Annotated in this window: 32 protein-coding genes and 1 riboswitch; of the genes, 10 read left to right on the top strand and 22 right to left on the bottom strand. The window is 45.7% G+C overall.

Going from position 1 to position 24,395, the window contains the following annotated elements; all coding sequences use genetic code 11:
- Positions 1 to 26: 26 nt before the first annotated feature.
- A complete protein-coding gene (locus QYB97_RS23225) occupies positions 27 to 680 on the bottom strand; it encodes an SIMPL domain-containing protein (RefSeq protein WP_301168384.1) in 654 nt (217 codons plus the stop codon).
- A gap of 167 nt (positions 681 to 847) precedes the next feature.
- On the opposite strand from QYB97_RS23225, the gene QYB97_RS23220 reads away from it, so the two are divergent.
- Positions 848 to 1,492, top strand: coding sequence for an SDR family oxidoreductase (locus QYB97_RS23220; protein ID WP_301168383.1), 645 nt, complete (start codon positions 848 to 850; stop codon positions 1,490 to 1,492).
- Positions 1,493 to 1,520: 28 nt separating this feature from the next.
- Here the strand turns inward: QYB97_RS23220 and QYB97_RS23215 are convergent, their stop codons facing one another.
- The 3 genes from QYB97_RS23215 to QYB97_RS23205 form a co-directional block, all read right to left on the bottom strand.
- A complete protein-coding gene (locus QYB97_RS23215) occupies positions 1,521 to 1,961 on the bottom strand; it encodes an SRPBCC domain-containing protein (RefSeq protein WP_301168382.1) in 441 nt (146 codons plus the stop codon).
- A gap of 15 nt (positions 1,962 to 1,976) precedes the next feature.
- Positions 1,977 to 2,531, bottom strand: a complete 555-nt coding sequence (locus QYB97_RS23210; protein WP_301168381.1) for a M15 family metallopeptidase — start codon at positions 2,529 to 2,531, stop codon at positions 1,977 to 1,979.
- Between the two features lie 84 nt (positions 2,532 to 2,615).
- Positions 2,616 to 3,077 carry a VOC family protein gene (locus QYB97_RS23205; RefSeq protein ID WP_301168380.1) on the bottom strand — a complete coding sequence of 154 codons (462 nt, stop codon included), beginning with the start codon at positions 3,075 to 3,077 and terminating at the stop codon, positions 2,616 to 2,618.
- A gap of 194 nt (positions 3,078 to 3,271) precedes the next feature.
- Between QYB97_RS23205 and QYB97_RS23200 the strand changes: the two genes are divergently transcribed.
- Positions 3,272 to 4,291, top strand: a complete 1,020-nt coding sequence (locus QYB97_RS23200; RefSeq protein ID WP_301168379.1) for an NAD-dependent epimerase/dehydratase family protein — start codon at positions 3,272 to 3,274, stop codon at positions 4,289 to 4,291.
- A 45-nt stretch (positions 4,292 to 4,336) separates the two neighbouring features.
- On the opposite strand, the gene QYB97_RS23195 is transcribed toward QYB97_RS23200, so the two are convergent.
- The 11 genes from QYB97_RS23195 to QYB97_RS23145 all read right to left on the bottom strand — a co-directional run bounded on the left by QYB97_RS23195 (position 4,337) and on the right by QYB97_RS23145 (position 14,339).
- Complete coding sequence (locus tag QYB97_RS23195) at positions 4,337 to 5,011, bottom strand: type 1 glutamine amidotransferase domain-containing protein (RefSeq protein ID WP_301168378.1); 675 nt, start codon at positions 5,009 to 5,011, stop codon at positions 4,337 to 4,339.
- A 380-nt stretch (positions 5,012 to 5,391) separates the two neighbouring features.
- Positions 5,392 to 5,775, bottom strand: coding sequence for an SCP2 sterol-binding domain-containing protein (locus QYB97_RS23190; protein ID WP_301168377.1), 384 nt, complete (start codon positions 5,773 to 5,775; stop codon positions 5,392 to 5,394).
- 12 nt (positions 5,776 to 5,787) lie between these two features.
- The gene (locus QYB97_RS23185; RefSeq protein ID WP_301168376.1) at positions 5,788 to 6,282 is read right to left on the bottom strand and encodes a DUF4442 domain-containing protein; all 495 of its coding nucleotides are present in this window, start codon (positions 6,280 to 6,282) and stop codon (positions 5,788 to 5,790) included.
- Positions 6,283 to 6,292: 10 nt separating this feature from the next.
- Positions 6,293 to 7,354 carry an SDR family oxidoreductase gene (locus tag QYB97_RS23180; RefSeq protein WP_301168375.1) on the bottom strand — a complete coding sequence of 354 codons (1,062 nt, stop codon included), beginning with the start codon at positions 7,352 to 7,354 and terminating at the stop codon, positions 6,293 to 6,295.
- A 16-nt stretch (positions 7,355 to 7,370) separates the two neighbouring features.
- A complete protein-coding gene (locus tag QYB97_RS23175; protein ID WP_301168374.1) occupies positions 7,371 to 7,850 on the bottom strand; it encodes a DinB family protein in 480 nt (159 codons plus the stop codon).
- Between the two features lie 97 nt (positions 7,851 to 7,947).
- Positions 7,948 to 9,303, bottom strand: a complete 1,356-nt coding sequence (locus QYB97_RS23170) for an FAD-binding oxidoreductase (protein WP_301168373.1) — start codon at positions 9,301 to 9,303, stop codon at positions 7,948 to 7,950.
- Positions 9,304 to 9,389: 86 nt separating this feature from the next.
- The gene (locus QYB97_RS23165; protein WP_301168372.1) at positions 9,390 to 10,394 is read right to left on the bottom strand and encodes an ABC transporter permease; all 1,005 of its coding nucleotides are present in this window, start codon (positions 10,392 to 10,394) and stop codon (positions 9,390 to 9,392) included.
- Positions 10,395 to 11,894 (bottom strand): sugar ABC transporter ATP-binding protein, encoded by a 1,500-nt coding sequence (locus tag QYB97_RS23160; protein WP_301168371.1) that lies wholly within the window; start codon positions 11,892 to 11,894, stop codon positions 10,395 to 10,397.
- Positions 11,895 to 11,958: 64 nt separating this feature from the next.
- Positions 11,959 to 13,074, bottom strand: coding sequence for a sugar ABC transporter substrate-binding protein (locus QYB97_RS23155; RefSeq protein WP_301168370.1), 1,116 nt, complete (start codon positions 13,072 to 13,074; stop codon positions 11,959 to 11,961).
- Positions 13,075 to 13,196: 122 nt separating this feature from the next.
- A riboswitch (SAM riboswitch) is annotated at positions 13,197 to 13,306 on the bottom strand.
- Entirely contained in the window at positions 13,271 to 13,495 is a 225-nt protein-coding gene (locus tag QYB97_RS23150) for a hypothetical protein (protein WP_301168369.1), read from the bottom strand. (Overlaps the previous riboswitch by 36 nt.)
- Positions 13,496 to 13,628: 133 nt before the next feature.
- Positions 13,629 to 14,339, bottom strand: coding sequence for a hypothetical protein (locus tag QYB97_RS23145; RefSeq protein ID WP_301168368.1), 711 nt, complete (start codon positions 14,337 to 14,339; stop codon positions 13,629 to 13,631).
- Between the two features lie 107 nt (positions 14,340 to 14,446).
- On the opposite strand from QYB97_RS23145, the gene cidR reads away from it, so the two are divergent.
- The 3 genes from cidR (at position 14,447) to QYB97_RS23130 (ending at position 16,477) form a co-directional block, all read left to right on the top strand.
- Positions 14,447 to 15,334: a cidABC operon transcriptional activator CidR gene (gene cidR / locus QYB97_RS23140; RefSeq protein ID WP_301168367.1), complete on the top strand. Its 888-nt coding sequence runs from the start codon at positions 14,447 to 14,449 to the stop codon at positions 15,332 to 15,334.
- A gap of 238 nt (positions 15,335 to 15,572) precedes the next feature.
- On the top strand, positions 15,573 to 16,106 hold the full coding sequence (locus tag QYB97_RS23135) for an acyl-CoA thioesterase (RefSeq protein ID WP_301168366.1): 534 nt from the start codon (positions 15,573 to 15,575) through the stop codon (positions 16,104 to 16,106).
- Positions 16,103 to 16,477 (top strand): hypothetical protein, encoded by a 375-nt coding sequence (locus QYB97_RS23130; protein WP_301168365.1) that lies wholly within the window; start codon positions 16,103 to 16,105, stop codon positions 16,475 to 16,477. Before QYB97_RS23135 ends, QYB97_RS23130 begins: the two co-directional genes overlap by 4 nt.
- Before the next feature lie 46 nt (positions 16,478 to 16,523).
- Here QYB97_RS23130 and QYB97_RS23125 read toward each other — a convergent pair whose 3' ends face one another.
- Both QYB97_RS23125 and QYB97_RS23120 read right to left on the bottom strand, forming a co-directional pair.
- Positions 16,524 to 16,754, bottom strand: a complete 231-nt coding sequence (locus tag QYB97_RS23125; RefSeq protein WP_301168364.1) for an excisionase family DNA-binding protein — start codon at positions 16,752 to 16,754, stop codon at positions 16,524 to 16,526.
- A gap of 96 nt (positions 16,755 to 16,850) precedes the next feature.
- Entirely contained in the window at positions 16,851 to 17,783 is a 933-nt protein-coding gene (locus tag QYB97_RS23120) for an aldo/keto reductase (protein ID WP_301168363.1), read from the bottom strand.
- Positions 17,784 to 17,981: 198 nt separating this feature from the next.
- Between QYB97_RS23120 and QYB97_RS23115 the strand changes: the two genes are divergently transcribed.
- The 3 genes from QYB97_RS23115 to QYB97_RS23105 all read left to right on the top strand — a co-directional run bounded on the left by QYB97_RS23115 (position 17,982) and on the right by QYB97_RS23105 (position 19,565).
- Complete coding sequence (locus tag QYB97_RS23115) at positions 17,982 to 18,398, top strand: ferritin-like domain-containing protein (RefSeq protein ID WP_301168362.1); 417 nt, start codon at positions 17,982 to 17,984, stop codon at positions 18,396 to 18,398.
- A 356-nt stretch (positions 18,399 to 18,754) separates the two neighbouring features.
- Positions 18,755 to 19,069, top strand: coding sequence for a hypothetical protein (locus tag QYB97_RS23110; RefSeq protein WP_301168361.1), 315 nt, complete (start codon positions 18,755 to 18,757; stop codon positions 19,067 to 19,069).
- A gap of 25 nt (positions 19,070 to 19,094) precedes the next feature.
- On the top strand, positions 19,095 to 19,565 hold the full coding sequence (locus QYB97_RS23105) for a hypothetical protein (protein WP_301168360.1): 471 nt from the start codon (positions 19,095 to 19,097) through the stop codon (positions 19,563 to 19,565).
- A gap of 38 nt (positions 19,566 to 19,603) precedes the next feature.
- Here QYB97_RS23105 and fdhD read toward each other — a convergent pair whose 3' ends face one another.
- From fdhD to QYB97_RS23080, 5 genes are all read right to left on the bottom strand, one after another.
- Positions 19,604 to 20,389 (bottom strand): formate dehydrogenase accessory sulfurtransferase FdhD, encoded by a 786-nt coding sequence (gene fdhD, locus QYB97_RS23100; protein WP_301168359.1) that lies wholly within the window; start codon positions 20,387 to 20,389, stop codon positions 19,604 to 19,606.
- Between the two features lie 13 nt (positions 20,390 to 20,402).
- Positions 20,403 to 20,567: a hypothetical protein gene (locus tag QYB97_RS23095; RefSeq protein WP_301168358.1), complete on the bottom strand. Its 165-nt coding sequence runs from the start codon at positions 20,565 to 20,567 to the stop codon at positions 20,403 to 20,405.
- Between the two features lie 85 nt (positions 20,568 to 20,652).
- Positions 20,653 to 21,012: a Na-translocating system protein MpsC family protein gene (locus QYB97_RS23090; protein ID WP_301168357.1), complete on the bottom strand. Its 360-nt coding sequence runs from the start codon at positions 21,010 to 21,012 to the stop codon at positions 20,653 to 20,655.
- 46 nt (positions 21,013 to 21,058) lie between these two features.
- Positions 21,059 to 22,330 carry an L-lactate MFS transporter gene (locus QYB97_RS23085; RefSeq protein ID WP_301168356.1) on the bottom strand — a complete coding sequence of 424 codons (1,272 nt, stop codon included), beginning with the start codon at positions 22,328 to 22,330 and terminating at the stop codon, positions 21,059 to 21,061.
- Between the two features lie 255 nt (positions 22,331 to 22,585).
- On the bottom strand, positions 22,586 to 23,779 hold the full coding sequence (locus QYB97_RS23080; protein ID WP_425589838.1) for a class I SAM-dependent rRNA methyltransferase: 1,194 nt from the start codon (positions 23,777 to 23,779) through the stop codon (positions 22,586 to 22,588).
- 114 nt (positions 23,780 to 23,893) lie between these two features.
- On the opposite strand from QYB97_RS23080, the gene QYB97_RS23075 reads away from it, so the two are divergent.
- Together QYB97_RS23075 and QYB97_RS23070 are read left to right on the top strand one after the other, a co-directional pair.
- The gene (locus QYB97_RS23075) at positions 23,894 to 24,193 is read left to right on the top strand and encodes a nucleotide pyrophosphohydrolase (RefSeq protein WP_301168354.1); all 300 of its coding nucleotides are present in this window, start codon (positions 23,894 to 23,896) and stop codon (positions 24,191 to 24,193) included.
- Positions 24,194 to 24,213: 20 nt separating this feature from the next.
- Positions 24,214 to 24,395: hypothetical protein (locus QYB97_RS23070; protein ID WP_301168353.1), on the top strand; the 182-nt coding region annotated here is incomplete at its 3' end.

The raw sequence follows: 24,395 nt of genomic DNA, 5'->3' as shown, positions 1-24,395 counted from the left end.
TCCATAAGAGCCTAACTCATTCCTTTTTATGTCGTATAAAAAAATTCCGTCTCAATGGCCGCTGTGATTTCATTCTCACCGGTTTGGATGGGCACCGGTCCTGCCTGCGCGAACATGGCTCCCTGAAAAGGAACAGGACCTGGCCTGGCACTTTTGGTCAGCTCCGTCACTTTTGCCGGATAGCGGTTGATGGTGACACCCAGGTCCCTTGCGATATTCATCGCTTTTTGCTGGGCGTTCTGAACGGCCAGTGTCAGAGCCTGATTATAAAAAGCATCCTGAGACGACACGATAAATTGGATGGACGAAACAGAATTGGCTCCCTGGCTTACGGCCATATTGATTACGGCACCCGTCTGGCTTATATCACGAACGGTGACCTGAAGCTGGTGGTTCACCTGATAGCCTTTTAAATGCTGCTGTCCATTTTCATAAACATACTGCGGATCAATCCGATAGAGCGACGTCTGGATGTCCCTGGCTGGTATGCCCATCGTCATCAGTCCATGAATCACCTGGTTCATCACGTCATTGTTCTGCTTTTGCGCGGCACTGACATCCTTATTCTCGGTGATCACACCGAGAGCCAGCTGCACCTGGTCCGGCACAGCATAAGCAGTGCCTTCTCCATACACTCTGATGAAATTTCGCGTGGCTGTATCCGGCCGCTCATAATACACCGAAATCCCTCCCATCCGCAGACTACTTCACAGTTTATGCAAGGGAAACCCGACTCAGCACAAAAACAAAGTACCTTGACCATTGAGCAGGAAGTTTGAAGAAAGCAGGCTTGTTTGAAATACTTTGAGGTGAGTTGTCAATCCTATAGAAAAAGGAGAGTGTACACATGAAAGTCTTTTTAGTAGGAGCAAACGGACAAATTGGACAGAAACTGGTGAAGCTTCTCGCTGACAGTTCAGAGCATGAAGTTACTGCCATGATTCGTAATCCAGAACAAGCGGGTGACCATGAGAAAGTAGGTGCCCAAACAACAATCGCCAACCTTGAGGGCAGCGTCGAAGATCTCGCATCTGCCGTTAAAGGCCATGACGCCATTATTTTCTCTGCCGGATCCGGCGGAAGCACGGGCTCAGACAAAACTTTGCTCGTCGATTTGGATGGCGCGGTGAAGGTGATGGAAGCCGCCGAACAATCCGGCGTGGACCGTTTCATCATCGTGAGTGCCCTTCAGGCCCACAACCGCGAAAACTGGAACGATAAACTCCGGCCTTATTACGTGGCCAAGCACTATGCGGATAAGGCATTGGAAGCAAGCAAGCTGAACTATACGATTGTTCGCCCGGGCGGACTGCTGAACGAACCAGGTACAGGAAAAGTACAAGCAAGTGAGAATCTGGAAAGAGGATCTATCCCGCGAGAGGATGTGGCGCAAACGGTTTTTGCGGCATTAACCGAGGAAAACACCTTTAAACGAGGATTTGACCTGATCTCCGGAGAGCAGTCCATCAGCGAGGCACTGAAAAATCTATAAACAAGAAGGCTGGCCCCCTTGATGGGAGTCAGCCTTTTTTGATCTTCTTTAAATAGTCTTCCAGCCCTGTATTTGCCGATTCATACGAAGGAAGCATTGAGTCAATTCTTTTCTGTGACAAAACTGAAGTAAATAATCCTGTAAATACCTCACCCTGGACCACTTGGGTCTGTTCACCCAAATCAGTAAGCTCCCAATAGTGATAGCCCGTCAATAGGCGAGGCACACCCCCTGTCCATGCCAGCTTTTTCCTTTGATCAAAATCTTTTACACTGGCTTTAAAACGAAAAGGCAAGCCTCCTCCAATTGGTGACCGCACACATACCGACAAGGAGCTGCCCTTGCTGCACTTCCCTTTGATGGATACGATTTGCGGATTCCACAGTGCATGTTTTTCTGTATCGGATATTACCTCCCATACCATATTGATCGGATATGGAAGCACACATTCTGTTCGCAACGATTTCATTCAGGTTCCCTTTCTCTACTCTTGTTCTGGAGGGCGATCTCCATTTTTTAAATCCTCGATGGAAAGGCCAAAGTCTTTTTGGAGGTGCGGATAATCTTTAAACTCCCAGTCCCCTCCCCAGCTGAATCCCAGATCTTTGGCAATGGCAACCACCTCCATCCAGTCGGCTTTTCCATTACGGTTGCTGTCGCGCTGCATATCCCAGACCACATCTCCATTTGTCGTCTTTAACGCAAAGTCAATCGCCAGTCCGTAATTATGATAGGATTCGCCGCCTCTGACGGTTGTCACAATGTCACCTTCTTCACTACGGCCTTTGGCATACAATTTATCCTGCTCTTTAAACGTTCGGAATCCGTCGGTTACAACAATGGATATTCCTTTATCTTTCGCTCTTTTAATCAACTTTTCTTTATCCTTTTCCACTACCGGATGAAGCTTGGTTGGAAGCGGAACATTCTTTTTCTCCTTCACATTTTCCGATTGAAAATAGATAAAAAGACAGGCTCCCATCACGAGCAGAAAAAGAATCCAGCTGTTTGCAGTCGGCTTTCTCTTGGATGCGCTCATTCGCTACAAAAACCTCTTCCACGAGTAAAATTTTCTTCTCTTTCCCTATCCTACCATACCCGGGTCTATCTCTCTAAAACCGCATTAAGCTTTATTTTGTCTGTTCCAATCCTCCAGCGACATCATTTTAAAATCTTCCTCAACGTCTAATCTTAAAGGAGCAATTAATTCAAGTGAGTTGCCATCAGGATCTTTAAAATAAATCGCAGCGTGAGCATGAGGATTATTCGGTAAAACCAGCGGCTGTTTTTCCGGAGGGAATCCAAAGCTGGAACGTACTTGTATCCCTTTCTGTTCGAGCCATTCTTTCGCATTTTGGATATCTTCCATGTCAACATGCAGCGCGATATGCCTTAACGAGGGGTGATATGGTGTATTTACGTTGTCTGTTTCCCATAAACCTAACCAGCTGTGCCCTTTCTCAATCCAAAAGAAAGCCAATGTATCATTTTGATAGGCGAGTTCTAAATCCAGCTTTTCATAAAATTTTATTGAGTTTGCAAGATTACTTACAGGCAAATGTGCTTCATAAAGGCCTTTAATCATTGTTCCTCTTCCTTTGGTTTTAATATTTTAACCTTCTCTATTCTTACTATATCAAATTGATTTAAGCCTGAAGAGTAATCCAATTATTTATTGACAAAACAAAAACAACGTAATAATATTATTTTACGTAAAACTTAATTTTTATGTTAAGATCTGTTTTCTTCAAATATCCTAAACAGAGAGGAGAAATGATCATGCATGTTTTTGTTATTGGCGGCACAAGGTTCATGGGTCCGGAGGTTATTAAACGGTTAATTGGCCTCGGGCATAAGGTTACGGTATTTCACAGAGGTAAGACGAAAGCTGAACTTCCTTCTCAGGTCAACACAATACAGGGTGACAGAAACCATCTTCCCTCTTTCCGTAACAAAATTCAGGAAATCAAGCCTGATGCGGTGCTTGATATGATGTGTATGACCGAGATTCAGGCAAATGAACTGCTTCAGACGATTGATGGCATCGTCAACCGTGTAATTGTGGTGAGCTCCCAGGATGTGTACCGGGCGTTCGGCCGAGTGAACGGTACGGAAGACGGTGAAGCTGAGCCGGTTCCGATCGATGAAAATGGAGAATTGAGACACAACCTTTATCCCCGCAGAGCTTTTGCAGAAAACGAAGAAACCCGTATGTACGACAAAATTCTCGTGGAGCGGACCATTATGGATCACCATGAAATAAAAGGAACGGTCCTGCGACTCCCTGCTGTTTACGGACCGAATGACCCTCAGCATCGCTGGTATTCGTTCATCAAGCCGATGAGTGACCAAAGACCTTATATCCTCCTGGCCGAGAGCTTCGCCGGCTGGCGCTGGACCCGCGGCTATGTGGAAAATATGGCCGAAGCCATTGTTCAGTCCATCCTGAACCCAGAGGCGGCAGACAAGATTTACAATGTCGGTGAAAAAGATGCATGGACAACCAAAGAGTGGATTGAAACATTCGCACCTCTTCTGAATTGGAGCGGGAAAATAGTGGTGCTGCCGGACGACCAGCTTCCAGAAGGCTATAGCTGGGGAATAAATGCGGAACAGCATGTGATTTTCACTTCAGATAAAATACGTCATGAATTGGGATATAACGAAACGGTATCATTTGAGGAAGGATTAAAACGAACCATTGATTGGGAGCTTCAGCATCCACCGGAAAAACAGACGCTGGACTATGATGCTGAAAATAAGATCATGAAGCAGCAGAATATAAATACTAACTCATAAATGCAAAAAAAAGAGGTCAATTTGACCTCTTTTTTAATAAAACATTTATTTCCCTTCGTTAAGAACCTGTACAAATCTTTTTGCCAGACTGATGGTAGACTGTGGATTTTGTCCCGTCAGCAGCTTACCGTCCACTTCGATGTGATCTGCCCAATTGTCTTTTGCAACAAATTCAGCACCCAGCTCACGCAGTTTGCTTTCAAGAAGGAACGGCATATAAGGATCCAGCTTTGTATCTCTTTCCTCAGCATCTGTAAAAGCTGTAATACGTTTTCCTTTTACAATCGGTTCACCGTTTGCCCGTTTTCCTCCTACCAGAGCAGCTGGACCATGGCAGACAGCTGCAATTAATTTATCAGCTTCCGAAAACTCGGTAAGTAAACGCTGTAAGTTCGTATCTTCCGGAAAATCAAACATGGTTCCGTGGCCTCCAGGTACAAAAATACCCGCAAAGTCTTCAGAATGTACTTCAGCCAAAGATGTTGTATCTTCGAGAAGTTTCCCCGCTTCCTTATCTTCGTCCGTCACATCATCTGTTAAGCTATTGGGGTCAACCGGGGATTTCCCGCCCTTTGGACTTGCTACAACAACTTCATAGCCTTTGTTCTTAAACTCTAAATACGCTTCGGAGAATTCTGTAAGCCAAATACCAGCAAGCTCACCATTTTCCATCGTATGTCCATTGGTTACAACTATTAATATTTTTTGATTTGTATTCATGATTCGCTCATTCCTTTTTTTCAAAATTTCCGAGTATATCCATTGCCTGAACGCGTTTATGGCTCGAATTCTTTGATAAGTTCCCCTATATTCTCTCCAAGAAACAAGGAAACTTTCCCCAAAAAGTGAAAAAGGGGTTGTCCTGAAAGTCAAAAATTGACCCTCAGGAAACCTCTTTTGCGTAAAAAGCTTCCATGAAAAGTTGATTGTAGTGGAAGGCGCGAGACTCCTCGAAAATGAAGATCACATTTTCTTCGTGCGATGTATCGCTGCCGAAGCGTTCCTTGTCCTACGGGACTAGCGGGACAGGTGAGACTACTGGCTCACCGCCCGCCCCGAGGAAAGCGAGCAGCCTGGAATGAAAATCAACGGCTTCCAGACTACTTGGACAGCCTCCAGTTTCCAAATTCCGCTTCCATATCATATTGGCCGAGCAGAGCCTCTGCCTTTAACGCTTTGCCGATGTCGCCCTTGACCTTCAGTTTCCCCATCATAAATGCTGCTGTACCGTTCAGCTTTCCGAAAAGCATCTTTTTGAAATTCGGATACGAAATGATAATGGTGCAGTCTCCGCGCTCGGCGAAATCTTCCCTTACTTCCGCTTTTCCATCGTTCAGGTGCAGCTGGAATGAGTAGTCCTCATCGGGGATGTCATACTGATATACTGCCTGAACTCCCTGTATCGGATCAGGATTATCGTTAATAATATGTTCAATCTTCTTTACTGTTTCCTGAACAGTCGAATCCTCGATTGCTTTTGCCATGAGCTTGCCTCCTTATGACTTTTGCAGCGAAACGATGTTTTCGGAGTTTGCCCTGGCCTTTCTCCGAATGTAAATGGTTTTCTCCACGACAGCATGGACAAGTCCTGCTTCATCCACGAGCTCAACTTCATATATCCGGTCGAGACTGTGCCTGCTTTTAAGCTGCCTCTTCACATCTTCCACTTCCTCTGCCGTTATCTTGAACGTGGCGTAAAGCATACTCTTCCCTGGCTTTTTAAAGGCTATCGAGGCGGCTTTGTCCCAAACGATATAGTCGTCCCCTAGCAGCTTCAGAAACATGTACATATACATGGGATCCACTGCGCCATAGATGCTTCCCCCAAAAATGGTACCCACATAATTCCGGGTCCTCCAGTTTAGAGGAAGCTGTATCGTAATTTCCGAATAATCTTCAGCAATATAGATCACCCTTGCCCCTGTTCCCCGGTACGCAGGAAACAAATTAAAGCCATAGCGGACACATCGGGTTTTCCAGGATTCTTTCATTGTGACCTCCTTACTTTATGTAAACCAATTTTTCCGGGTCTTTTCTGTTTTCTTTATAATAGGCCACCATGCTGGACACGTAATCTTTAAAATCCGGACATTGCACGCCAGCTTTGGCCAGTACCTTGCTGGCATTTGCCGCATCGTATTGACAGGCACACCTGAAATACTCCAATGCTTCTTTTTCTACTTTAAAAAAGCGCCGGAACAGTGAAAAGGACAGCATAAACTCCACAACAGCAGGCGGTATGGTCCATGACGGGGCTTTTCCGATCAGCTCCTCACAGATCATGCGATAAAGCTTCCGGCTCTCATAAGGGGACGGATCTGTCAGATGGAATGCCTGATTTACCGCGTCATCTGACTCTGCAAGGCAAAGTGTCGCATCAATAATATAATCAAAGGGCACGACGTTAAAGAGCGCCTCAGACCTTCCCAGGTAAGGAACAGGAAAATACCGGAGTTTGTCCAGAAAATGCATGATAAAATACGGGCCGTCGAACTTAATGGTTTCCCCCGTTTTGGAGTGCCCCACCACTACTCCCGGCCGGATGATAGTATATGGCACATTTTCAAGTTCCGCCACCAGCTTTTCGGCGGCAAACTTAGTAGATTCGTAATGATTTTTAAACATCTGCCCCGCATCCAATTCATCTTCTTTAATGAGTCCGGTTCTTTTTCCTGAAACGTAAGCTGTACTAAAGTAGACATACCGCTCGAGGTGCGGAAGTTCCTTTACAAAAGCATTGATATTACGGGTGCCCGTAATATTGATGTTCGCCGCATCGAGCTCCGGCACTGCCAGATCATAAACAGCGGCCAGATGAAAGACATGCGTAATGTGGTTTTTCAGCCAGTTGGTTTGTTGAGGGCTTAGTCTCAATCCGTCCTTCGTAATGTCACCCGTATACAACCTGACGTTGGGCTCGCTGGCTGCCAGTGCTTTTGCTTTTTCAATCTGACTGGGGTGGACGAGAAGAACAAACTCACATTCTTTGTAGCGCTGCTGCATTTCATTCAGCAGCATGGAAGCAAGAAAGCCGGGAAACCCAGTAATGAAGCAGCTCTTCATCGGTCCTCCCTCCCTGTCATTCGGCTGCATCATTCACAGCCTGGGGTGGAAGCTGTTTAAAAAACGGCACCTTCTGAACACCCGTCATGCGTGCGTACGTAAACAGCTGGCCTTTATGATGGACTTCATGGTCAATCATGCTTTCAAGCCAATAGCTTCCCGGGGCGGTGAATTTAAAGATATCGATCTCTTTTTCCAGATTGGAGGTTTGCAGCTCTTGAAAATCACGCTTTGATTTTTGGGTAAATTCATCAAGGATCTCACGCACCTCATCCATGGTTTGAAACTCACGGGGAGTGCGCAGTGAAACAAACTGGCCGTTTCTTATGGTTTCAAGAAACATATCCGTGGAGCTCGCTATATGCACCGCAAGATCGCCAAGGGCAAATCCATCGCTCCATGGTTTAAAAAACACATGCTGTGGTCCAACCTCTTCCAAAAGTCCGTGCAGAACCGTCCGGTGCTTCAGCCAATGTGTATAATATTGTTCCATCATAATCGCCCCCATCAAAGTGATCTACTAGATAAGTTCGATACTGCCTGCTGTTCCCCTTTTTTGCACAAAGCAAAAAATCCAGCGTATCCCACTGGATTTATCTGGGTGACCGGTTGATTCCCTGTGGAAAGGAAAACACATTATATGGGTCGTATTTTTTATTTATCTTCTTTAAACGTGGCGCATTCCATCCGAAATAGGCTTTTTCATAATGCCGCAGCGGGCTGTATGGAAAGTTGACAAATGATCCCTTTGTAATCGATTTAACATAAGGAAACCGCTTTTTCATCCATTGAAGGTTTTCAGGCTCAAAGCCCGGATCCTCCCAGATCGTTTGGATGCCAAGAATATAATCAGCCTGGCGATAAAAAAACGCGGTTTCAAAAGGATTAACATCACTAACCTTGCCGCCGAGGGCATACACGGTTAATCCGGTGAAAATGGAGCCTTCCGCCCGCTTTTGAACCAGCCCCACCAGATTCCGGATTTCCCTCCCGCTGAATTTCCGATAGACAAATCTTCCTGTAGATTTAAACCGCTCATACTCGGGATACGTGGCTTCCACAGCCCTGACAGCCTCAAGGAAAGGCAGGTATCTGACGAAGAGCTGAATCTTGCCGTTGATCAGCAGCGGCTCCAGCACTTTTGCCGCTTCCTCAGGCGGTCCGTAAAAAAAGCCCCGGCCATAGATGGCTGTTCCTTCTTCCAGTGAGTTATAGACACTGGCGTTGGCTGTCATTCTCTCGTCCAAATCCTCAAGCCAATACTGCCAGGCGTTGAGGAAGATCTCCTGGAGCTTCACATCCGCTTTTGGCGCATAGATTTCGACGAAAGAAATGTTATCAACCGGCTCCGGAAGAGCAAACGTCATGGAGACAACCACACCAAAATTGCCTCCGCCCGCTCCTTGGCAAGCCCAGAACAAGTCCTGGTTTAGCTGCCTGTTGGCCTTCAATACCCTGCCGGTATAATCCACCAGCTCCAATTCAATCAAGCTGTCACATCCAAGCCCGAGATACCGGCTTGAAAACCCCCAGCCGCCCCCGAGGACATACCCGCTGACACCAACAGTCGGACACGTTCCGCCCGGAAATGGGTAGCCCATAGAACCCACAAAATCGTAAAGCTGTTCATTTTTCACACCACCCTGAATCGTCAGCTGTCCATTGTTGTTAAGGACGATGCCATCCATCCTGCTGATATCAATGACGATTATACCGTTGCCCACCGAATAGCCCTCGTAGTGATGGCCTCCTGAGCGTATTCTGATCCTGACTTCATTTCTCCGTGCCCAAAGAATGGCATTCCTGACATCATCGACCGTGCTGCAATATACTATAACAAGAGGGAACTTTTGCACAGCGCGGTTCCATTCCTGTCTCGCCTCTTCATATTGAGGAGAGAAGCGGGTAATCACTTCCCCCGTCAGCCCTTTCAAATTGAGTTTTTTCATAACCCTGTCCTCTATCCCTGCTTAGTGGAGATAAAAACTCCCTATAATAACGTATGCCGGGAATGGACAGACAGTCGTATTTTTTCTTATTTTTTCAATTTGTAGTAGGTTAACCCAAGGGCAAACGCGAGTACTGCTCCCTTCACAATGTCCATGGAATAATACGGAACAGACATCATGACAAGCCCGTTCTGCAAAATCCCAATCAATATGGCGCCAACGAGCGTGCCAAACGCATTGGGCTTCCCTGCACCAAACACGGAGAAACCGATGAAAGCCGCCGCCACCGCATCCATGAGATAAGGCGTACCGGCATTGATTTCTGCTGTCATGACCCTTGAAGCAAGAACAATTCCGCCGATAGAAGCAAATAGCGCTGACAGGAGGTAGGCCGCCACCTTATATTTGTTGACCGGAATACCAGAAAGCCTCGCCGCTTCCTCATTTCCTCCGATCACATACATATAACGGCCGTGCTTTGTATAGTTAAGCAGTACGTGAACGAGCACCACCGCAAGCGCCATGATCAGAATGATCCACGGAACCTGGCCGATTTTTTGGAACGCTTCAGAAATTTTTCCGGTCGCAAAGCTTCCGTCAGGCATCACCATGTTTTGCGAAATCGTTGCGCCCTTTGTATAGGTAAGCGCAATCCCCTGAACGATAAACATTGTGGCAAGCGTCAGGAGCATATCCGGAATCTTCACTTTTACAATAAGGACCGAATTGATAATCCCTACAATCAGGGCAGCGGCCAATGCTGAGAAAATTGCAACTACTGTGTTTTGTGAAAACCAGACGAACATGGAAATGACGATCGCGTTGGATAAAGATGCAACCGAACCGACTGACAAATCAAAGCCGTTTACCGACAGTGAGATGGTGATTCCTATCGCAATGATCGTCACGATTGAGATGGACCGCAGAATGTTCATCAGGTTTTGCCCCTGCAAAAATGAAGGATGTGCGGCCGTAAACACACCGATCAATACTAGAATGGTCAGGATCGTTCCGTATTTATAAAAAAATTCAAACAGCTCAAACTTCTTTTTGGGACCTGCCTTGGCGGGTATGGGTTTTGATAACTCCATTTACCTTCCTCCTGTACTGTAAAATAATAGCTCTTCCTCGCTGGTTTTTGCGGTTTCCAGCTCTTTTACACTGCGACCGTCGTACATGACGTACACCCGATTCGTAATCCCCAGAATTTCCGGAAACTCTGACGATGCGTAAAGGACCGCTTTTCCCCTTTTGGCAAGTGCCGAAATCAGTTCAAAAATATCCCTTTTCGCCCCGACATCAACGCCTTTAGTCGGCTCATCAAAAATATAAACCTCCGCATCGGCCAGCAGCCATTTGCCGATGGCTATCTTTTGCTGGTTCCCGCCCGACAAATGCTGTACCTTGCTTTTTTCGGACGGTGTTTTGATGCCAAGTGTTTGTATAATCTTAAGAGATTTTCTTTTTTCCTCGCGCCGGTCAAGAAAACTGAATGCTTTGGCAAACTGGCCGAGGCTGGCCGCTGACAAATTGGCAGCCACCGATTCCTCTACGAGAATCCCTTCTTTCCTCCGTTCCTCAGGTACAAGAGCCAGACCCTGCCGAACCGCATGATACGGGCTCTTCAGCTTCAGTTTCTTCCCATTCAGCAGCACATCCCCCGCTGTGATGGCGGTGCTGCCAAACAAGGTTTTGCACAGCTCGGTTTTTCCTGCTCCCACAAGTCCTGCAATTCCTACGATTTCACCCGCACGGACCGTCAGGCTCAAATTCTTTATTTTCTCCTTATCGGATAGACCTTTCACTTCAAGCAAAGTTTCGCCTGTCTCACTATTAACAGCCGGAAATTGCTCGTCCAGCGCTTTCCCCAGCATCTGCTCAATGACCCGGTTGATAGAGCTTTGTGCAATCTCTTCCTCGGCGACCTTTTCTCCGTTTCTCATGACAGTAATGTCGTCACAAATCTCAAAAATCTCCGGGAGGCGGTGGGAGATAAAAACAATGCCGACATCCTTTGCTTTCAGCTCCCGGACAATCCGAAACAGCTCATTTGTTTCTGAATGGCTTAAAGGAGCTGTCGGCTCATCAAGAATGAGAAACCGGCATTGAGCCGAAACAGCCCGCGCAATCAATACCATCTGCTTTTGGGCAAGTGTCAGCTCACTGACAAGCTTTTTGGAAGATACATGGATGTTCATTTCCTCCAAAAGCTGTGCGGCCTTTTGATGCAGAGTTTTCCAGCGCACGAGCTGCTTTTTCCCCATTTCATTAACCAGATCGTGCAGGAGGATATTCTCCCCAACCGTTAAATAGGGAACCAGGACGGTATCCACCTCCTGATGGACGATTTGAATGCCTTCATTCAGGGCGTCCTTTGGCGAAGATATGTCTGCATTCTTTCCGTCTATCTCGATTGAGCCGGTGAAATGCGTATAGGCTCCGGTAAGCACCTTCATCAGCGTTGATTTTCCGGCTCCGTTCGCCCCGATCAGCGCATGAACACGGCCGGTTTCACTTCTAAAATCCACCTCGTTCAGCGCCTTTACCCCGGGAAACTCAATACTTATGTTCTTCATCTCGAGCAATGCCATCGGCCGGTCTCCTTTCTTCAAAGCAAACACTCTCTTCTAAAAGCTTAAGAGAGTGTTTGTATGCTTATTTTTTGTAGTGGTCTTTCAGGGTGTCCATCCAATCTTCTTCAAAAGCGTCCGATTGGCCCCATCCTTTAATTTCCTTGGACAGGTTCACCATGTTTACTCCCTCGGAGGATTTTTGAAGATCCTTCTGGGAAACGAGTGAAGCGTCCAGGTCGTATTTTTGCGGTGTTTTTTCACCGGCCAGTTTTTTCGCAAGAATTCTCATATCCACCGCACCGATCAGCTTCGGGTCAACAGCAGCCGTATACTTCCATGGGCTGTCCTTCTTTTGGATCTCCTGAAGATCCGCATTGGACACATCAATGCCGTAAATTTTGATTTCATCCCGGCCTGCTTCCTTAATGGCACGAGCCGCTCCGATCGCAAACGCATCCCATGTCGCAAAGATCGCATCGATCTCGCCCTTTTTATGCTTGTTCAGCATGGCCGTAACGGCATTTTGCGTTTGAACGGAAGTATCAGCCGATGCTACGCCAAAGCGCTCCACTTCTTTGATACCGGGATTCTTTTTCAGCGTTTCTTTATAAACGGCATTGCGGCGCACCATTGGCGGGAAACCGTCCACCCACAGGTACACAATATTGGCTTTTCCTTTTTGTTCTTTCACAAGCTGATCCAGCGCCAGCTTGGCCAATGCCTCATCATCCTGTGAAGTAAGCGTCACACCGCCCACCTTGGCGAGATCAGGATTGGAATCAAAGGTGACCACACTCTTTCCTTTATCTCTGAGCTTTTGAATATCATTAATGGTTGCCGCGTCATCACCGTGGGAAATGATGAACCCGTCATAATCTTCATTGGCCGCCTGGGCGATCGCATCGTGGAACTTCGCTGTATCACCGTTTGCCGTGTAAATATCAACGGTAAAGCCGAGCGCTTCTCCTTCTGCCTTCGCTCCAGCCAAAAATTGTGCTGTATGGTCGTCTCCGCCGATTTTTCGGATGACTTTAATTTTAGCGCCCTGCCCCTTGGCGAATCGTTTTGGCACGTTATCAAATGACACCTTTTCGTGTTTTGATTCTGATGATGCCGTATTGCTGCCGGACGAGCAGCCCGTTAATAATAATGAGATGGCAACGGCAGACACTGCTGCAGTTTTAAAAAATTTCTTCATTCCCCTACCCCTTTTCTGTATGTCTCTCTCTTCTCAAAAGCAGCTGGGCACGGTCCGGGAACATAAAAAAACCTCTCCGGAAAAGAGAGGTATCATCGCATATGAAGGCAAGGATTCGTCCTCTCTCATCTTTCAAAACAGCACAGCTGTTTTGCAGGATTTAGCACCAATTCCATATTGGAACGGTTGCCGGGCGTCACAGGGCCAGTCCCTCCGCCACTCTTGATAAGAGATTGAATATTAAGTTTGTTGAAAATATAGTTTTAACTTTAATCGGCGGAGAGAGGAAAGTCAATATGTTTTTTAAAACTATTTCGTTACCCTTTGTTGCCTCTTGCAGGTGTTCTTTCCGTTTCAGGTACTCGTTTTCCGCAGGGCGGGCGCTGAGTCCCGCAAGCGCCTTCTTTACCGGTGCAAGCACCTACTTGGTCTCACCTGTCCCGCTTCCCCTGCTGGAGTCTCGTACCCTACACTCCAATCAACAAATCAGTGAAGTATCTTAAACATAAAAGAATGTTCCAAACCCATACTCTCAACCCATTAACCCGTTATATTCAGGAAATATCCCCGCCAAAAATCGCAACGTTCTGTACCTCTGGTGCAAACTCCCGCCCATTCCATTTCATTGTGGTCTGCACATAACCGAGCCTGTCGGCGTTATACTGTCCGGCGATATTTTGGTAACCCAGCAATTCGTATGTGCCATTGCGGTCAAAGTCGACCGGGTAAAGACCTGACAATCCAGAAACAAATCCCTGGATGGGTTTTTTCAGCTTGCCATTTGGATAGTAGATTTCGGACAGGTACTCCTTGCCCCTTGTGGTCAAATCAATAATAAACTTTTGATTGGTGGTATAGCTGTTCACCTGGACTTTGTAATAGTCGAGGTAAAAGACCCGGTATTTGAAACGGTCATTAAAGACATCCGAGTCAAACAACTGCCGGAACTGCCTGCCTCGATAGGCGAACACATAGGCATTGATCATACCGCCGCTGCCGCCTGTATCCATTACCACCATAATGTCTTCCACCCTGTCTCCGGTAAAGTCACCGAGAAAAAGAGTGGGATTGTACCCCTGATTTTGCTTGAGCGGAATCTGTGTATATTGATTGGTTTTTCCATCCTGTACAACCACCCTAATGTTCACCCAAAACGGACTGTCCTGTGTTTTTTCAGCGGTAAGATATACGGTATCAATGGAATTGTCTCCGATGACATTCCCCTTTTTCATAGCAACAACCTGCCGTGCTCTGTACATCGCCATCCCCTGCCTTCCCCCTGTTTTGCATAACACAGTGTATGAAAAAAGCCCGTTTTTGGTTTTTATTTGTGAATCGTGATACACTACAAAAAAATCAAGCAGGTGCATTTGTGGATATTAAACAATTACAGTACTTTATAGAAGTGGCAAAATATAATAGCTTTACACGGGCAGCTGACGCTCTTTTCATCACCCAGCCGACCATCAGTAAAATGATTAAAAACCTGGAAGATGAGCTGGGTGTCGTTCTTTTTGACCGTTCGCGAAAGGGACTGACCCTGACCGACGCGGGCCGGACGATTTTTGAACAGGCCATACTGGTCGATAAGGCGTTTAATAACCTCGAGATGGAGCTCGACAATCTCCTCGGACTGAAAAAGGGGCACATTCGCATCGGTCTGCCTCCGATTTTGGATCCAAGGCTTTTCCCAAAATTGATCGGCAGCTTTCATGACCAATATCCGAATATTACGTTTGAGCTGGTTGAGGATGGATCAAAACGGATCGAAGAGGATGTGGCCAGCCATCAGCTCGATATTGGCGTTATTGTCCTTCCTACCAACAATGAACTCTTTCAGTATTTCGGGTTTAAAGAAGAAGACCTGAGACTGATTATCCATCCTGACCACAAGCTTGCAGACCGGGAAGAAATTGATTTGAGCGAGCTTAGCGAAGAACCCTTTATTTTGTTCAACAAAGACTTTGCGCTTCATGACCGGATCATTTCCTCCTGCAACCAGGCAGGATTTAATCCGCACATCACTTCCGAAAGCTCGCAATGGTCGTTTATCGAAGAGATGGTGATTTGTAAGCTTGGCGTTTCACTTTTGCCTGAAAGCATTTGCCGCCATCTGAACGATGAAGTGCGTGTCATTAAAGTCGTCAATCCGACGATCAGCTGGCATTTGGCCCTGATTTGGAACAAGGATCAATACCTTTCGTTTGCCGCCAAAGAGTGGCTCAGTTATGCAAAGGAACAGCTGGCAGAGCTTGAATAATGGATCAAAGGCGGTTTTTCCTGATGTGGGAAGGCCGTTTTTTTACCAAGATTTTTCTATGCCTCTTATTTATATCTGAAAGCATTTACATAGAGTCTATCTATGCAAACGATGAAAAATAACAATTTTACTTCCTTTTCTTGGAGGCGTACACTTGTAAAAGTAAGAGGGAAACGCAAGAAACAAAACAAGCGTCCCTTTAATCGAGATACGTTAATCATGAAAGGAAATGATTGTTTTGAACGCAAAAAAAACAAGCGAAAGCCGCATTATTAATACAGACCAGGTATTAGCTGGTGACTTGAATAACTACAATACATTGTTTGGCGGAGTATTGATGAAAAAGCTAGATGCTGCTGCATCACTTTCTGCACGCCGACATGCCCGTGTAAGAACTTGTGTTACGGCATCAACCGATTCCATCGACTTCTTGCATCCGATTCATCAAACCGATTCTGTTTGTATCGAATCGTTCGTATCCTACACAGGAAAAAGCTCCATGGAGATTTTCTGTAAGGTTATTGCTGAAGATATTCTTACTGGAGAACGAAGAATTGCTGCTACAGCATTCTTGACCTTCGTTGCTTTGGGAGAAGACAAACGCCCGGTTGAAGTACCAGCCGTTATTCCTGAAACAGAAGAAGAAAAATTCTTGTTTGAAACCGCCGCAGACCGCGCAGAAATGCGTAAAGTCCGCAGAGCACGCAGTAAAGAACTAGCTGAGGTAATTTCATTGCGCAAGCCTTGGCAACAAGAAGGTGCATTAGTATGATTACACTTTGCAGCCATGAAGAATTAAAAAAAGCAAAAGAAGCACTAGAGAACATTGAACGTTCATGCCCTGATCTGTATGAAAAATGGGTGCATATTATCAATTTGACCCGTGCACTTCAATTTAAATATCAGTACATGGGTGCATTAATTATGAATGAAAATTGCCGCCGTTATGCTCCTGAATTTTGCCAGGGATCTGTGATTCGTCTTTATAAAAGCGAGCTCGCCAAGCTTACTTCAGATGAGAACATTGATACACTCCGCAACATGATCAGCACGTTCAACAATGCCGATTTCGCAAAAATCAGTTTGCTGGCGATCGGCCGGTCCCCTGAATCCCTAATGGGAACCTCCGCTATCATAAATTAAAAAGAAAGAAGCAGACGATCGCGGGATCATCTGCTTCTTTTTTGCTTTAGTCTTCGTCCTTCGCATCCCAGTCCTCAGGGATTGGCTCATTCATATATTCCTCAACAAGTTTTTTGTACTTTTCCATCTGTTCAAGATGGGAATTGAACTGTTCCTTATTGATGAGATACTCATTGCCATCATGGAAGGCACGGATTTTTTTCTGCTGAATTAAACTTTCAATATGCGTTTCAGGCAGATCCAGAAATTCTGCCGTTTCCTTTAGCGTCAGATACATGATTTCACCTTTTCTTCTGGCGCTTATTATCGTTCACAGCCCCATATCCATCATATTATCCACCCATTCGGGATTTTCTTCAAGAGTGAAAAAGATTTAAGAAAAAATTCTGCTGATTTCCTGAACTTCCTGATCACTGAGCTGAACATCCAATGTTTTCAGGTTGTTGCTGACTTGATCGGCGCGTTTTGCTCCTGGAATGATAGCGTCGATTGCCGGCTGTTTAAGATACCATGCAAGAACGACATGAGCCACTTCCGCTCCCCTAGCTTCTGCAATACCGCGAAGCTGGTCCACTTTCTCCAGGTTTTTAATGAAGTTCTCGCCCTGAAAATGAGGCATGTCCTTGCGCAAATCATCAAACTTCGTGTCTTTGCTGTATTTGCCTGCAAGCAGTCCGGATGCCAGCGGGAAGTAAGGAACAAATGAGATCTCTTTATCCGCTAAATACGGAAGCAGCTCCTTCTCTGCATCACGCTGCAACAGGTTGTATTCCCCTTGGAACACATCCACATAACCGTCCACGTTTGCCTGCTTCAGCTGTTCGATGGAAAAGTTTGAAACACCGATGGCGCGGATCTTCCCCTGGTCTTTCAGTTCTTTCAATGCTCCGACGGCTTCATCCTTTGGTGTTTTCTCATCAGGAAAATGAATGTAGAACAAATCAATGTAATCCGTTTGAAGCCGCTTCAGGCTTCCTTCAACCGCATCTTTTAAGAAGGCAGGCGAGTTGTCGAACACCACGTCTTTGCCAACAAACTTGTGCGCCCCTTTGGTTGCAATTACTGCCTTGTCCCGGCTGCCTGTTTCTTTTATTACTTCCCCGACCAATTCCTCTGAACGCTCAGGTCCGTAAATGAAAGCCGTATCCAAAAAGTTGATGCCGATCTCCAATGCCCGTTTAACGAGATCCTTTCCTGCCTGCTCGTTCAAGTCAGGATACAGATTATGTCCTCCAACCGCATTTGTACCAAGTCCGATCGGGTTTACCAATAAGTCTGTTTTTCCAAGTTTCGTTTGCTGTGCCATGTGTTGCGTCAACTCCTTCTAAGATAAGTTTGTACTCCTTGTCATCGTAGCAAAAGGCTTGTTTAAATGAAAAAAATCGGCTCAAGCATGAGGTTTGTATTCCGGGGGTTTACGGGAAAAATCCTTTTTTTAACGAACCAACCACCCAAAAAAACATAGAATAAAGGAGTTAATAAAGAGAGGAAGGGGGATATTCAGATGTATAACTGGAATCGCGATGCGCAAAAAATTGCCAATCTGGAAAAGGCCCTGAACGGAGAATATAGTGCAATCATCTGCTATGAGAAAACGGCGTTGCTTGCCCCTAATTCAGAAGAGAAAAAGACGATCCAGGAAATCCGGCAGGATGAAGTCAACCACTATCAGGCCATAAGTGCCATTTATACACAGCTGACGGGAAGGACGTTTACACCGAAACAGACAGAGGCTTGCCCAACCAATTATCGGGAAGGGTTAAAGACGGGCTTTAAAGACGAACAGGAAACGGTTGATTTTTATCTTAAGATTTCGGACCAGGCTAGTAATAATTATATAAAAGAAGTGTTTAAACGGATTGCCATGGATGAACAGAACCACTCAGTCTGGTTTTTATACCTGTTAACAGGAGGGCAATAAAAAGGGGAGCCCCTGTTTTATTCTAAGGGGTTCCCTCATAGTTTTCGTATTAGCAAATTAACATCCACATATTTTTTATGTCTGCAACAGTTATTCTTGTTATACATAATACAGCACAGACTGTTTTTATAAGAGAGCTTGTTTTCCTTTCTACATAAAATGGGCATTTTTGAATATAAATGATGCTGTTTTAAAAATAAATTCACCACATTTGAATATGAAATGGACTTTTTGAAAATAAACAGGTTCATTTTGAACATAAATTCCTCCAGTCCCCCAAGCAACTGGATTAGGCGTTTACCTCACCGTCATAAAAGGAACTAAATAACTATATATTTCCACCAAGGAGCGCTGTGATGTCCAAAACAGAATCTTATTCCCTTACAAAACAGCAAAAATGGAAATTCTACCTGCTGCATCCACTGTTAATGAGTATTATGGCTTTTGCTATGCTTTTTCTGCTCGAACGCGGCTGGCCGGATTGGGGTCGATGGATTGGCTTAACGTTTGGCTTCTTTCTTGTCTCCTTTTTATTTGGCAGGAAAACAGCTGAACGGGAGGCAACCCGTGGAACACCGTCATCAAAGCAAAAAGTTGCCAGCGTGGTGTTATACATCCTTCTTATCGCTGTTCTAGTCTTTTTTGTACTTCGCTTTTTTAAACCAATATAATCATCAAAACCAGGAGGAAAAAAGCATGAATAATCTTTTTGTACGTTCAGCCAAAAAAATGATCTCAGAGGCGTTTGAAGGTCCGCCCTTCCCGTCAAACGTAAGTTGGTTCACAAACACGGAACCGGATTCCGGAATCCTCGCTGCACTTGCCGGGCTGTCGGCAGAACAGGCTTCCCTCTCCATTCACGGCACAAACCTGGCGGCGCATGCGGATCATGTCCGGTATCACTTGTGGGGAACGACTGAGTTTCTGAAAGCAGGCAGAATGCCAAAAATGGATTGGAAGCAGAGCTGGATGATCGCTGCAGTTGAGGAGGACCGGTGGAAGGAAATTCAAAGGGAACTAAAAGAAGAATACACCCGGTTATTGCAGACCCTTGATTCCACCCTGCCCTGGGATGAAACCTATGCGGATGAAGCTCTGGGGTCTCTGGCGCATTCGGCCTACCATTTGGGGGCCATTAAACAAATGATTAAATATATCACCGCATAAAAAGAGAGCGAATTCCCTCTGAGGAATTCGCTCTCTTTTTACTGTATTCGTTCCGGATGGGTGTACACATTGAGCCGGGTGCCGCGGATAAATCCGACAGCGGTGATCCCAAGGTCATTTGCCAGCTCCAGTGCCAGCGTGGTGGGTGCTGATTTGGAGAGAATAATGCCTGCACCGATTTTTGAAACCTTAAGCAGGACTTCGGAAGAAATCCGGCCACTGAAGGCAATCACCTTATCGGAAAGTGGAATCTTGTTTTCAAGACAATAGCCGTAAATTTTATCAAGCGCATTATGGCGGCCGATGTCTGACCTGGAAATCAACAGCTCCTCATTGGTGCAGAGCGCAGCGTTATGCAGCCCGCCTGTCGAATGAAAGTCATCGGAGGAGTCCTGCATCGCTTCCATCAGCTGGATGCATTGCTCCACTCCGATTGTTGATTTGCTGACGATCGTTTTGGCATTTTTCACATCGCTCTGAAAATAGAACTGCCGGCTTTTTCCGCAGCAGGATCCGATAAACCGTTTGGACTGCAGCTGATTGGTCACTGGCGCTTTGTTTACAAGCTGCACATAGGCAAATCCCCGGTCTTCATCAATGGAAAGTGACTCGATTTCTCTCGGAAAACGAATGACCCCTTCGGATGCAAGAAAACCGGTGACAAGGTCCTCAAGAAAAGTCGGTGTACATACCATGGTTGCAAATTCTTCTCCATTCACATGGATGGTCAGTGCATATTCGGTTGCCACTGTATCTTCTGTCTCGTGGAATGAGCCATTATTGTATTTGATGATATTTATATTCTTCATTACGTTGTCTTTCATCTGCTTCTCCTTTTTAGCCGATCTCCAATTCAAGACCCGGAATCGGCTTTTCCAGGTACTTTAAATCCTTGATGACTTCATGCTGATTATACACCACAATGGTTTCTCCCTTCATGAATAAACCATTATCATACATTTCTTTACCCTTTACCGATACCGGAATATCCAATCTGAACAAAACAAAAACCGCCGGAGCCCGATTATGGTTAAAAAACCGGACACCTCAGCGGTAGACTGCAGCCAGTTGACATCACTGGTGGCTTTTATTTTTTCATTAGCTTTTCTTCCAGGTTTTCATCAAAAACGAAAATGGACATTCCAAAGTCTTTTTCAATATCGATGTCTACGAAAAGCTCCAGAAACTTTGCTCCCAGCAATTCTTCCATTTCAACGGGATGGTTCTTTTTGTACATGTCCTTCACCATTTCGGTTCTTGCAGAGCGCAGCTGCTTACCCTCACTGTGTCCTGAAATGAACTTTTCGACGGGTGACAGATTGCCTTCCATCTCGCAAATCGCCCAGTTCTTGCAAAAAGTTGTTTTGATTCGCCGGGGGCCCCTGCCCATGTGGCGCTTTCGAAAAGCTCTCACCCGATTACTAAACTCTGCTTCATAATTATTCATAAATGCCAATCCTTATCTATGCATTTTTGCTATCAAAAAGTATAAATCAGAAATTCTGGGCCTGCAACTGTTCACCGGAAGTATTTTCCTTCTCAAGCCGGCGGATATCCAGCCGGGCAAGGAATGTGACAATCAAAGCGACGATGAAGAGAGCTGCAAAGAAGGTCAGGCTTTCTGCGTAGCTTCCGGTTGTATCCTTCACCCATGCGGCAAACAGAGGTCCCGCAAGACCTGCTGCTGCCCAGGCGGTTAAGATGTACCCATGAATAGCGCCCAATTGTTTGGTTCCAAAAAGGTCACCGATGTAGGCAGGAATGGAAGCAAATCCACCGCCATAGCATGTATAGATAATGGCGAGCATGATTTGAAAGACGATGGCTGTCGTGATGTTTGGCAGCAGGAAGAACAACACCGTTTGAAGCGCGAAAAAGGTCGTGTATGTGTTTGTTCTGCCAATGTAATCCGAAACCGAAGCCCAGCCGATCCGGCCAAATCCATTAAACAGACCGAGTACACCAACAAGCGCAGCCGCTTCTGCCGTCGACAGGCCAATGCTTTCTTCGGCAAGCGGTTTGGCCGCAGACAGAATCGCGATTCCGCATGTCACATTGATGAACAGCATGAGCCAAAGATAGTAGAATCGTTTGGTCTTCACAGCCTGATTGGCCGTCAGCTGAGACAAATCCTTGCGCACCGTCACGTCCCCGCTATCCACCTTTTCCTGAAATCCTTTTGGCTGCCAGCCTTCTGCCGGTTTCTCCAGATAGAGAGAGGACACCAGCATAACGATAAAGTAAGAGATACCCAAAATGTAAAATGTATTGGCGATGCCGACCGATTTGATCAGGCTGTCCATGATGGGAGAGCTGATTGCCGCTGCAAAGCCAAATCCCATGATGGCAAGCCCTGTCGCCAGTCCGCGCCGGTCAGGAAACCATTTGACAAGGGTGGAAACCGGTGCGATATAGCCTACTCCAAGCCCGATCCCTCCAAGCATGCCGTAAAAAACATACAGTAATGGCAGTGACTCCATTTGTACGGCAAAACCCGATCCTGCCACACCCACTCCAAAGAACGCTGCGGCAAGCAAACCCGATTTTCTAGGTCCGTATTTTTCCACAAAATGCCCCAGAAAGGCAGCGGACAGCCCGAGAAACAGAATGGCCAGACTGAAGGTCAACTGAACTTCACTCGCACTCCAGCTGAATTTCTCCATTAATGGATTGGTAAAATTGCTCCAGGCATATACTGATCCGATTGAGATATGTATACCTACTCCCGAAAGTGCGATCAGCCAGCGGTTTTTAACCTTGCTCATTTCTAACCCTCTCCCTTTTATGTAAATTTAAAAAGCCGCCACAAATTCTTCTTATAGTTTTTATTCACTATAAGAGCGAAGAATGCGGCGGCGGCAGAATCACAGGTTCGTATGTTGTCTCTGACCGTTTTATCCAGTTGACTAAATATTCAAACTCTTATTCTTTAGAGTAATAGAAACAAGAAAGCCAGTCAAGCAACTGACTTTTATATAGCAGAAAAAAAAGCACCTGCCAGTCCCGGCAGATGCTTCTTTTTATGATAATTTTTTCAGGATGACGACCTTGAGGTAATCTCCTTCTCTGAACTCTTTAATGGTCTTGAAGTCTTCCGGCAGGGTATGCTCTTCGAGTATCTTGTAGTTTCCTCCCGTTTGGCGGAACGCTTTTTCAATGAAACCTTTAAACTTCTTCATGTCAAACGTACTGCAGTTGGAAGAAGCGACGATCACACCATTTTTTTCAGTAATCTCAATCGCCTGTTCAAGCAGCGCCGGATAGTCCTTCCCGGCACTGAAAGTATGCTTTTTGGAACGCGCAAAGCTTGGCGGGTCAAGGATAACCAGTCCAAACGAAAGCTTTTTCCTTACTGCATATTTAAAATAGTGGAAGACGTCCTCCACAATAATGTCGTGAGCTTCATAATCCAGTCCATTGACGCTGAACTGTTCCTGCGTTTTGCTCCGGCTGCGGTTGGCGAGATCCACACTCGTTGTTTTCTCTGCCCCGCCCAGGGCTGCCGCTACGGAAAAGGCACCGGTGTAAGAGAAGGTGTTCAACACTTTTTTGCCGCTGGCGTACTTGTCCCGAATCGCTTTTCTTACTTCCCTCTGATCAAGGAACACACCAACCATTGCGCTTTCATTCAAATAGGTCGCAAAATGAATGCCATTTTCCTGCACGATCAACGGAAACTGCGCGCGCTCGCCTGCAACAAAATCATCATCATCAATATAGGAACCTTTTTCAGCAAACCGCTTCTTTTCATAAACTCCTTTATAGTCGGTGAGCTTTTCTAACGATTGAAGAACTTCTTCTTTAAATTGATAGATGCCCTCGCTGTACCAGTTGATCACATAGAAACCATCGAAATAATCCATGGTGAGGCCGCCGATTCCGTCTCCTTCTCCGTTAAACACACGGAAAGCCGTGGTGCTTGGATCTTCAAAGAACGATTGCCGGTTCTCGAGCGCCGCTTTTATTTTTCTTTCAAAAAAAGACGCATTGATCTTTTCGTCAGCATTTCGGGTTAAAATCCATCCGAGCCCTTTGTTCTGCTTTCCATAGTAGCCTTTTCCGATAAACTTGCCTTTTTCATCCACAACATCAATAATCGTGCCTTCAGCAAGACCTGCATCCACATAAGACACGGCTTCGCTGTGAATCAGCGGTGATCCGCCTTTAATCCCCTTATCGGAAGATTTTATTTTCAAACGAGCATTTATACTCAATCCATTCACCCAATCCATAAATTTTATGGTGATCCTATATTTCTTTATCACATTCTGTCATTATAATACTTATCCTAAAAGAAATCATTAATACATAAAGGAGAGTTCTTTTTCATGGACCATTTAATTGAAGAAATCCGTAAATTTCGGGACGAGCGGAACTGGGGACCGTACCACCATGCCAAAGACCTGGCTCTCTCCATCACGCTGGAGGCGTCTGAACTTCTGGAGAATTTCCAATGGAAAGAAAGCCAGGAAGCCGTTGATGAAAACCTGGAAAACATTAAAGAAGAGCTGGCTGACATTATGATTTATTCCCTTCAGCTCGCAGACAAGCTGGATCTTGATGTTGAACAGATCATTCGGGATAAAATGAAGAAGAATGCGGTGAAATATCCGGCAAAACAGGATTAAATGGTTTAGTTCGGGGATGGTTGATTGATTTAGTTGCGGTATATACCTTTTTACTTGCGGTTCGACATCATCTACTTGCGCTTCGACATGATTTAGTTGCGCTTCTGCCTAATTTACTTGCGGTTCGACACGATTTAGTTGCATATCACGTCATTTTCATAAAATTCGTCTTTAAAACAAGCCCATCCCTGAAGGATGGGCT

The organism is Fictibacillus fluitans, assembly GCF_030418125.1.
GTDB lineage: Bacteria > Bacillota > Bacilli > Bacillales > Fictibacillaceae > Fictibacillus_C > Fictibacillus_C fluitans.
Note: the sequence above shows the minus strand (reverse complement) of the source record. Positions and strands in the feature narration are given on the sequence as shown.

Bases quoted from the DNA above. Each gene is read 5' to 3' on its own strand.
- QYB97_RS23160 (WP_301168371.1), bottom strand. From the start codon at position 11,894: ATGGCATTGCTCGAGATGAAGAACATAAGTATTGAGTTTCCCGGGGTA.
- QYB97_RS23190 (WP_301168377.1), bottom strand. From the start codon at position 5,775: ATGGCAAAAGCAATCGAGGATTCGACTGTTCAGGAAACAGTAAAGAAG.
- QYB97_RS23110 (WP_301168361.1), top strand. From the start codon at position 18,755: ATGTCCAAAACAGAATCTTATTCCCTTACAAAACAGCAAAAATGGAAA.
- QYB97_RS23155 (WP_301168370.1), bottom strand. From the start codon at position 13,074: ATGAAGAAATTTTTTAAAACTGCAGCAGTGTCTGCCGTTGCCATCTCA.
- QYB97_RS23200 (WP_301168379.1), top strand. From the start codon at position 3,272: ATGCATGTTTTTGTTATTGGCGGCACAAGGTTCATGGGTCCGGAGGTT.
- QYB97_RS23220 (WP_301168383.1), top strand. From the start codon at position 848: ATGAAAGTCTTTTTAGTAGGAGCAAACGGACAAATTGGACAGAAACTG.
- QYB97_RS23115 (WP_301168362.1), top strand. From the start codon at position 17,982: ATGTATAACTGGAATCGCGATGCGCAAAAAATTGCCAATCTGGAAAAG.
- QYB97_RS23210 (WP_301168381.1), bottom strand. From the start codon at position 2,531: ATGAGCGCATCCAAGAGAAAGCCGACTGCAAACAGCTGGATTCTTTTT.
- QYB97_RS23105 (WP_301168360.1), top strand. From the start codon at position 19,095: ATGAATAATCTTTTTGTACGTTCAGCCAAAAAAATGATCTCAGAGGCG.
- QYB97_RS23215 (WP_301168382.1), bottom strand. From the start codon at position 1,961: ATGAAATCGTTGCGAACAGAATGTGTGCTTCCATATCCGATCAATATG.
- QYB97_RS23195 (WP_301168378.1), bottom strand. From the start codon at position 5,011: ATGAATACAAATCAAAAAATATTAATAGTTGTAACCAATGGACATACG.
- QYB97_RS23075 (WP_301168354.1), top strand. From the start codon at position 23,894: ATGGACCATTTAATTGAAGAAATCCGTAAATTTCGGGACGAGCGGAAC.
- QYB97_RS23180 (WP_301168375.1), bottom strand. From the start codon at position 7,354: ATGAAGAGCTGCTTCATTACTGGGTTTCCCGGCTTTCTTGCTTCCATG.
- QYB97_RS23085 (WP_301168356.1), bottom strand. From the start codon at position 22,330: ATGAGCAAGGTTAAAAACCGCTGGCTGATCGCACTTTCGGGAGTAGGT.
- QYB97_RS23205 (WP_301168380.1), bottom strand. From the start codon at position 3,077: ATGATTAAAGGCCTTTATGAAGCACATTTGCCTGTAAGTAATCTTGCA.
- QYB97_RS23125 (WP_301168364.1), bottom strand. From the start codon at position 16,754: ATGTATCTGACGCTAAAGGAAACGGCAGAATTTCTGGATCTGCCTGAA.
- QYB97_RS23170 (WP_301168373.1), bottom strand. From the start codon at position 9,303: ATGAAAAAACTCAATTTGAAAGGGCTGACGGGGGAAGTGATTACCCGC.
- QYB97_RS23120 (WP_301168363.1), bottom strand. From the start codon at position 17,783: ATGGCACAGCAAACGAAACTTGGAAAAACAGACTTATTGGTAAACCCG.
- QYB97_RS23090 (WP_301168357.1), bottom strand. From the start codon at position 21,012: ATGAATAATTATGAAGCAGAGTTTAGTAATCGGGTGAGAGCTTTTCGA.
- fdhD (WP_301168359.1), bottom strand. From the start codon at position 20,389: ATGAAAGACAACGTAATGAAGAATATAAATATCATCAAATACAATAAT.
- QYB97_RS23130 (WP_301168365.1), top strand. From the start codon at position 16,103: ATGATTACACTTTGCAGCCATGAAGAATTAAAAAAAGCAAAAGAAGCA.
- QYB97_RS23185 (WP_301168376.1), bottom strand. From the start codon at position 6,282: ATGAAAGAATCCTGGAAAACCCGATGTGTCCGCTATGGCTTTAATTTG.
- QYB97_RS23175 (WP_301168374.1), bottom strand. From the start codon at position 7,850: ATGATGGAACAATATTATACACATTGGCTGAAGCACCGGACGGTTCTG.
- QYB97_RS23165 (WP_301168372.1), bottom strand. From the start codon at position 10,394: ATGGAGTTATCAAAACCCATACCCGCCAAGGCAGGTCCCAAAAAGAAG.
- QYB97_RS23145 (WP_301168368.1), bottom strand. From the start codon at position 14,339: ATGGCGATGTACAGAGCACGGCAGGTTGTTGCTATGAAAAAGGGGAAT.